General features: G+C 71.9%; 7 protein-coding genes. 1 reads left to right on the top strand and 6 read right to left on the bottom strand.

All coding sequences use genetic code 11. The annotated features are described in order from the left end of the window. From AB0J68_RS22185 to AB0J68_RS22165, 5 genes are all read right to left on the bottom strand, one after another. On the bottom strand, positions 1-604 hold a 604-nt coding region (locus AB0J68_RS22185), incomplete at its 3' end, for an FAD:protein FMN transferase (protein ID WP_363940327.1). Between the two features lie 49 nt (positions 605-653). Beyond that, positions 654-1,280, bottom strand: coding sequence for an FMN-binding protein (locus AB0J68_RS22180; protein WP_354856597.1), 627 nt, complete (start codon positions 1,278-1,280; stop codon positions 654-656). Positions 1,281-1,291: 11 nt separating this feature from the next. Continuing rightward, a complete protein-coding gene (locus tag AB0J68_RS22175) occupies positions 1,292-2,713 on the bottom strand; it encodes a ferredoxin reductase family protein (protein ID WP_363940324.1) in 1,422 nt (473 codons plus the stop codon). After that, the gene (locus AB0J68_RS22170; protein WP_363940323.1) at positions 2,710-4,092 is read right to left on the bottom strand and encodes a DUF1501 domain-containing protein; all 1,383 of its coding nucleotides are present in this window, start codon (positions 4,090-4,092) and stop codon (positions 2,710-2,712) included. Before AB0J68_RS22170 ends, AB0J68_RS22175 begins: the two co-directional genes overlap by 4 nt. An 8-nt stretch (positions 4,093-4,100) precedes the next feature. Further along, positions 4,101-6,230 carry a DUF1800 family protein gene (locus AB0J68_RS22165; RefSeq protein WP_363940321.1) on the bottom strand — a complete coding sequence of 710 codons (2,130 nt, stop codon included), beginning with the start codon at positions 6,228-6,230 and terminating at the stop codon, positions 4,101-4,103. A 427-nt stretch (positions 6,231-6,657) separates the two neighbouring features. On the opposite strand from AB0J68_RS22165, the gene AB0J68_RS22160 reads away from it, so the two are divergent. Next, on the top strand, positions 6,658-6,915 hold the full coding sequence (locus AB0J68_RS22160; RefSeq protein WP_234586377.1) for a DUF3040 domain-containing protein: 258 nt from the start codon (positions 6,658-6,660) through the stop codon (positions 6,913-6,915). 4 nt (positions 6,916-6,919) lie between these two features. Here AB0J68_RS22160 and AB0J68_RS22155 read toward each other — a convergent pair. Then, positions 6,920-7,728 (bottom strand): SWIM zinc finger family protein (locus tag AB0J68_RS22155; RefSeq protein ID WP_363940320.1); only part of this gene is annotated, 809 nt, incomplete at its 5' end.

Raw genomic sequence — 7,728 nt, 5'->3', positions numbered from 1 at the left:
CGGCGGTGGCGTAGGCGTCGGCGACGCCGAGGTCGCTGCCGACCACGGTCACCGAGCGCAGCCCGCTGGCCGGCGCGCCCCGACGGGGGTCCAGCACGTGCCGACCCCGCTCGTAGACCCCCGAGGTGGCCACGGCCAGATCGGTGCCGGCGAGCACCAGACACGTCGCCATCGCGTCCCAGGGGTGCCGGATGCCGATCCGCCACGGCTCCCCCGTCGGCGAGAAGCCGCGGACGCGCACGTCACCGCCGGCGTTGACGCAGTGGTTCGCCGCGCCGGCGGCGAGCAGCCGGTCGGAGGCGACCTGCGCCGCCCAGCCCTTCACGAACCCGGACGGGTCGAGCCGCCCGGTGGCGTACGCGTCGAAGAACCCGTCGGTGGCGCCCCACAGGTCGGCGCACGCCTCCAGGACGAAGCGCAGGTCCGCCGACGCCTCGGAGAGCAGCACCTCGCCCCGGTCGAAGCGGCACACCTCGCTGTCGGCCTTGTACGTGCTGAAGCGGCCGTCGACCTCACGCATCCAGGCGAAGACGTCATCGGCCAGTTCGTGCAGGCGGCCCGGTGGCAGGTCGTCGGCGAGGTCCAGGGTGATCGTCGTACCCATGATCTGCTCGACCCGGCAGAGCCCGGGTCGGATCATCGCGGCCGGCACGTCAGAATGCCTGCTCGATCGCGGCCCGCAGTGAGCTCTTGTAGGCGTTGCTGGTGGCGGTGGCGCCGGAGACGGTGTTCAGGTTGGCGCTCTGTTTCCGCACCACCTCACTGGGGGTGTTGGGAGCGCCGGTGCCGTTGTACGTGTCCCGCACGTCGCCGCTGTGGATGTCGGACTCGCCGCCGCTCGGCAACGCCAGGGTGGTGGCTTCAATGATCTTGCTGCCGGAGACCACGATCTGCACCTGCACGTACCCGTAGCCATTGGCCGTGTCCACCGGAGGGCCGGTGACCCGGCGGGTGGTCGACTGGGGCGCCTTGGTGGTGGTCTTCGGCGCCGAGGGCGCCTTCGCGGTGGTCTTCGTGCCCGACGGGCGGGCGGTGGTCTTGCTGGGCTTGGGCGACGTGGAGGGGCCGGCGGTCACCGACGGCTTCGGGCCCGCGCCAGCCGGGTCGGTCCCGGGCGCCTCGGGGTCGGCGCTCGGGTCGACGCCCGGCCCGGCGGGGTTGACCGGCTGCGCGGTCGGCAGGTTCTGGGCGACCTGGGTGGCGCCCGGCGAGCCCTTGAGCACCACCAGGGCGGTGGTGCTGGCGGCCAGACCGGTGATCGCGAACAACGCGCGACGCATGCGATGCCTTCCTACAGCTCGAAGGTGGCCAGGTGGATCTGCCGGCGGGGCACGCCGGCACGGCGCAGCGCGCGCAGCGACTGCTCGACCAGCCCGGGGGGCCCGCAGAGGTAGACGTCGCGCCGGGCCACGTCGGGCACCAGTTGACGCAGCCCGTCCGGGCTCATGAGCTGGCGGGGGCCGGGGTCGTCGCGGGAGCCGATGACGTACCAGATCGACGTGTCGCGTTCCTGGGCCAGCCAGTCCAGTTCCCGGCTGAGCAGCACGTCGGCTGGCGTACGGGCCCGGTAGATCAGGGCCGCGCCCGGCGGCAGCTCCTCCAGCATGGCCCGGATGGGCGTGATGCCGCTGCCACCGGCGATCAGCAGCGCCCGCTCGCGCACCCGGTGCGCGGCGGTGAAGGTGCCCGACGGGCCGTGGGCCCAGACCCGGGTCCCCGGGTCCAGGTCGCGCAGGTCGGCGGTGTGCCGGCCGACGACCTTGACGGTGAGCCGCAGCCAGCGGCCGTTGGCGGCGGCCGAGACGGAGAACGGGTGCGACTGCCACCAGCAGCCGGGGGTGAGGAAGCGCCAGCGGAAGTACTGCCCGCCGAGCATCTCCAGGCGGCCCAGCCGCTCCCCGGTGAGGTAGATGGAGATGGTGTCCGGGCTCTCCGCGACCACGTCGGCCACCCGCAGCCGGTAACGCAGGTTGAACGCCAGTGGCGCGATCACCCGACCCCAGAGCAGGGCGGCGACCACCAGCAGGTACAGGGCGATCCAGCCGGTCCGCACCGGGCCCGGCTTGTAGAGCTGCGCGCCGTGGGTGAACTGGTGCCCGTAACCGAGCAGCAGCACCAGATAGCTCGACCGGTGCAGTAGGTGCCACGCCTCGTAGGGCAGCGCCCGGCGGATCGCCCGGACGCTGCTGAAGCCGACCACCAGCATGATGCCGGTGGCGACGAAGGCCGAGAGCATGTCCTCGTAGCCGCCGAGCAGCGTGCCCACCTCGGCGAGGACCGAGTGGTTTCGCAGGTCGGCGTACCCGACGAGGATCAGCGACAGGTGCGACAGCACGGCGACCAGCAGCGTCGCGCCGATGTCGCGGTGCCAGCGGCCGAGCTGCTCGCCGCCGATCCACCGCTCCAGCACCGGCAGCCGGCTCATCATGAGCACCTGCACCAGGAGCAGGTAGCCGGCGATCAGGCCGGTGATCCGGCCGGCCGCGGTGACGGTGGCCGCGGTGGTCCGCAGCGAACCGGCGGGGGTGCCCAGCCACCAGGGCAGCACGCTGGCGAGCAGCCCGACCAGGAGCAGCGCGGCCAGCAGCCGCCGGCCGCCGGGTCCGCGCCGGGCCGGGATCTGCGGGGGTACGGGTTCCGCCGACCGGCCGCCGTGCCAGGACGAGGTCGTCCCGGTGCGGCGGCCGGCGGCGTGGGTGTGCGAATGCGTCACGCGTACAGCTTCATCGGTGCGTACTTCATGCGGGGGAACACCTTCTGCACCTCGGCGTTGGTGAGCCCGAAGCGGCCCTGCGCCAGGGAGCCGTACACGTTGAACATGTTGTTGTATTCCGGCACGTCACCGGAGTCCAGCTTGTCCAGGCCGTTCCAGGTGCCGAGCAGCGATCCGGCCAGCTTCTTGCCGGACAGGACGGTGACCACGCCGCCGTGGCCGTGGTCGGTGCCGCCGGTGTTCGAGCTGACCCGGCGGCCGAACTCGCTGGACACCATGATCGTGACGTCGGCGGCCTGCGGGCCGAGGTCGGTGAAGAACGCCGCCATCGCGCTGGCCAGCTCGTTCAGCCGGCGGTGCAGCTGGCCGCCCTCGCGAGTGCCCTGGTTCTCGTGGGTGTCGTAGCCGCCCATGCCGACGGTCGCGACCCGGACGTTGGCACCACCCTTGATCAGCTGCGCGAGCTGCTGGAACGCGTTGCCGACGCCCTCGTACTTGACGCCCGCGGCGGGCTGGTACGGCTTGGCGGCGAGCTTCTGCGCCGTGGCCAGCGCGCCCATGCCCTCCTGCACGGCCTCCTCGACCGGGTGGTTGATCCCGGTGAAGAGCCCCTTGATGGCCTTCTCGGTGGCGGCCCGGAACTTGTCGTCGCCGTTGAGCCGCAGCGAGCCGACGCTGTTGAGCGAGAGCGCGCCGTTGTTGCCGACCAGCGAGCGGGGCAGCGTGCTGCCGATGCCGACGCTACGGAACGCGGTGCCCTTGCCCAGGTGGTCGACCAGGCCGTCGAGCCAGCCCCGGCCGCCGGTCTCGTTGGGCAGCCCGCCCAGGTTGCAGGCGTCCGCGGCCTGGAAGTGGCTGCGGGACAGCCGCTCGTCGGAAACCGCCGGGATGAAGCCCAGCTGACCGGCCTTGAGGTACTGCTCCAGCGGCTTGAACGCGCTGGTCAGCTTGAAGCCGCGGCTCAGGGCCAGCGAGTCGTCGCCGAGCAGCAGGTCGGGCCGGGCCTTGGCGAGCACCGGGTCGTTGTCCGGCGCGATCAGGCTCAGCCCGTCCAGGCCGCCGTAGAGGAAGACGTGGATCAGCGTGCCGGTCTTGGTCGCCGCGAACGACGCCGAGGTGGTGACGAACTGCGCGGTGGCCAGGGCGGTGGCGGTGGCCGCCGCACCGGCGACGAACGTCCGCCGGGTGACGCCGCGCCCGTCCTGCTGGGCCTCCTCCAGGTCCTCCAGCGTGCGGTAGCGGTCGGCCTCGGCCGCGTTCTCGGCGGCGACCAGGTCGGCCTCCGCGCGCAGCAGCGCCTCGGCCGGGTTGTCGGCCAGTCGCCGCAGGTCGGGGCATTCGGGGTGCAGGGGGAAAGAGTTGTACACAGTCTTCTCCATCGGGTGCCTCACCGGAGGTGGTGCTGGGGGGACGCGAGGATCGCCCGCGCGACGGCGGTGATGGCCCCGTTGAACGTGGCATCGACCTTGGCGGTCGCCGGCACGCCGGCCACGCCGAGGATCAGGTTCTTCTCCCGGGTGCTCAGCTTCTGGTTGACCAGTCGCATCGAGAGCGCGTCCACGTACGCCCCGGCGGTGGCCGGCGGCTTGGCGACCAGCTTCTCCGGCGCCGTGTACGTGAAGGCGGTGCGGTAGCCCGCCACGATCTCGCCGGCCTCGTTCCAGCCGTTGACCATCGTGCCGGCCGAGGTCCACGCGACGTAGACGTCGGGGTAGCCGTCCGGGGTGGGCTGACCCATCGGGTACTGGCCCAGCTCGCGCAGCTTGTCCTGGATCTGCCGCAGGCCCCGGGCGAACGGGGTGCGCTTGTTGTCGCCGTTGTCGTTCTTCGCCGACGCCTCCGGCGCGACGCCCAGGGTGCGGTACGTGGCGACCAGGTACTCCATCGGCCGGCGCACCTTCTGGCCCACCGCCGCCCAGAACTCCGACGAGCTGAACAGCGTCATCAGCACCGGCTTGATCATGCCGTTGTTGCTGGTGTACGACTTGGCCAGCCGGTCCACGAGGGACTTCGGCGGGGTGTCCGAGACGAACCGGGTCGCGAGGCTCTGCGCCACGTACTTCGCGGTCGAGGGGTGCAGCGCGATGTAGGTGATGTACTTGTCGATCGCCGCGTCTACGGCGGCGATCTCCTTGGCCGTCGGGTTGTTGACGTCCTTGATGCTGAACGTGTTGGCGTGGGTGAAGCCGAGGATCTTCACCTTGCCCATGTAGTGCTGGTTGACGCGCAGGACGTACTGGCCCTTGTCGTCGACGCCACGGCCGGTCTGCAGCATGGCGGCCTGCCGGACGTCGCCCTCCTTGTAGCCGCCGTCGACGCCGACCGAGTAGAGCTCCAGGTTCTCCCGGGCGAGGTTCTCGTTGATGGCGTCCTTGCGGGAGTCCTTCTGGTTCAGGTAGATCAGCAGCGCGGGGTGCTTGTTCGCCGCGACCAGCATCTCGGGGTAGCTGCCCAGCGCGTGCTTGCGTACCACGTCCTTGTCGAACGACGTGCGGTACACCTCGCCGCCGTCGAAGTCGGCGGCGACGTGCAGGAAGTCGTTCCAGAAGTCGACCATGACCTCGAACAGCTGGCGCTTCGACCAGATCTGGCGGGCCAGGGTGGCGTCGACCACCTCACGCTCCGGCTGGGCGCCCTGCTCGTTGAGCTTGTCGCGCTGGGTCCGCAGCTGCTCCACCGAGAGCGTCTGGGTGGGCAGCTCGGCGAGCTTCAGCTCGGCCTTGCTCGGCTCGATCTTGTCCGGGTCGAGCTGCCCGCGGATCCACGCGTCGATGCCCTGGCGCTTGATGTCGGCGACCACGGCGGGCGTCGCGCCGAAGGTGGCCCGCCGGGCCAGGTGCAGGATCGGGTCCTTGGCGAGCACGGTCTTGACGGTCACCGTGGTCTCCGCGGCGGCCGCCGCCGGGCCGGAGAAGGTCCGGCCACCGGTCGGCGCGTTCTTCTTCAGCGCCTCGCCGGCCCGGGAGCCCATGTAGCTCTCGTTCTGCTCGGTGTAGGTACGCACCGTGCTGGGCTGCTGGCCGCTGGGACGCGCCGCGGTCCCGTCGGTCACCGTGTTGCCCGTCGCGTCGCCCGCGGCCGCCTCGTCACCGAAGAGGCTGCGGAACTGCGGCGTCATGGCGAGCGCCGCGCCACCGGCCACGACGGCGGCGGTGCCACCGAGCGCGACCATGGCCTTGCGTCGGCCGACCTTGCGGCCCGGCTCGTCGTCATCGTCCAGGGTGGGCAGTCCAGCACCGGCCGGACGCGCCGGGGCCGGACGACCCAGACCCTCCGGGCCGACCCACTGCGGCCCACGCGGGGCGGGGGCGGGTTGTCCGGCGTGCGCGTACCCGTCGCCGTACTGCTCGCGCGGGTCCCCCTGCGCCGGGTAGCCGCCCTGGTAGGGGTGGGGCGAGTCGTATCCGTACGACGCGGACGCGGTGGGGTCGCCGTAACTGTCCGCGCTGTGGTGCTGGCGTCCGTCCCAGCCGCGGTCGTCCCGCGGTCGACGTGGTGGCACATTCTGGTCGGCCATGTACCAATCCCGATTTCTGATGAGCGCCGGAAGCTGCGACCGAGCAGGTGCGGCAGGTGCGGCGACTGTTGCCTGAGGGGGTTGCTACGGCAAGGTAACCAAGCGCTCAGGTGCCTTCAAGGTGAGCCGAACACGCCGGTGAGGGCACTTAAGACAGCCCTCACCACCGCGTTCGTGGCAGGCCGCTGACGCGGGCCGGGCTCCGACCTTCCCAGCAGGGCGGACGTAAGGCAGCCGGGTACGGATCGGACCTCGCCGCCGTACGCGACACGTTCCGCGTCGTTCACCACCACAGGCAAACTTAAGGCTCGGCTAAGCCGGACGTGAAGTGTCCTCACGCTGGGAAAAGGAGGAGCGGGCGAGCGTGAGCCGCCGCCGCAGCGGGTATGCCGCCGAACCGCTGAACGCGTGAGGGGAAGGCAGCGCCATGCTCAGCAAAGAGGATCAGCGCAGGTTCGACCAGATCACCCGTCAGCTCCGGGAGAGTGACCCGGCCTTCTTCGCCCGGCTGGACCACCGGGTCCGAGCCCGCAGGGGCCGCTACCTGATGTTGTTGACCATCGTGCTGTGGGCGTCGCTCCCGGCGATGGCCGTATTCGCCGGCCGGCTGGCCGGCGCGATCTGCGCGGTGGTGCTGGTCGCCAACGCGGCGATCATGTGGCGGTTCCGCCGCCGCTGGACGTGAGGGCTCACCCCGGGCCGAACGCCCGGTACGCACGACGCAGCCGCTCCAGCAGGCCCGGCCCTCCGATGGCCGGCGCCGGCGGGCCGAGCTGGCGCAGCAGGAGATCCGGCCCGGTCGCCAGTCGGGGTGGCCGGTCGGGCAGCGGCACCGGCGACGCCCAGAAGCGGTCCACCGCCTCCGCGAGGGGGGTGGTCGCCAGCCCGGCGAGCGCCCGGGCCGCACCGACCGGCGGCAGCGCGTCCACCGCGGACGAACTGTCGTCCGAAGTGGACACGGGGGCGGCAGCCGGCGCGGGCGACACCGCCGTGCCGGTGGCCTCGGCCCGACGGGCGCGCAACCGGTCGAGCAGGTCCGCGCGCGAGCGGCCACGCCAGTGCAGCAGCTCGAACGGGTCCGCGTCGAACGCCTCGGCGAGCAGATAGAACGTGGCCGCGAGGTGCTTGCACGGCACCGCGAAGTCGGGGCAGTTGCAGCGTTGGGTCAGCTCGTCCACGGCGGCCGGGAAGAGCGGGGCGCCCGCCGCCACGAACAGCTCCTCCAGCTCGTCGGGCAGGTCCCCGGCGAGCAGGCGGGCGCTGAAGAACGCCTGCCCGGCCAACTCGTCCTCGATCCGGGTCCAGAGCGCGGCCGGGAACGTCGCCAGCGCGATGGAGACCTCGTACGGCCGGGGCCGGGAACCCTGCACCTGGGCGGTGACCCGGCCCGGCGCGATGTCGAGCCGGAGCACCTGACCGGCCCGCGCGTACGACCGGCCACGGGTCAGCCGGGTGCCGAGCGCGAACGACTCCAGCACCTCCAGGAAGCGCCGGGACC

The organism is Micromonospora sp. NPDC049580 (assembly GCF_040675595.1).
Lineage (GTDB): Bacteria > Actinomycetota > Actinomycetes > Mycobacteriales > Micromonosporaceae > Micromonospora.
The sequence above is the reverse complement of the archived record's forward strand: the minus strand, read 5'-3'. Positions and strand labels throughout refer to the sequence as shown.

Bases quoted from the DNA above. Each gene is read 5' to 3' on its own strand.
- AB0J68_RS22180 (WP_354856597.1), bottom strand. From the start codon at position 1,280: ATGCGTCGCGCGTTGTTCGCGATCACCGGTCTGGCCGCCAGCACCACC.
- AB0J68_RS22160 (WP_234586377.1), top strand. From the start codon at position 6,658: ATGCTCAGCAAAGAGGATCAGCGCAGGTTCGACCAGATCACCCGTCAG.
- AB0J68_RS22165 (WP_363940321.1), bottom strand. From the start codon at position 6,230: ATGGCCGACCAGAATGTGCCACCACGTCGACCGCGGGACGACCGCGGC.
- AB0J68_RS22170 (WP_363940323.1), bottom strand. From the start codon at position 4,092: ATGGAGAAGACTGTGTACAACTCTTTCCCCCTGCACCCCGAATGCCCC.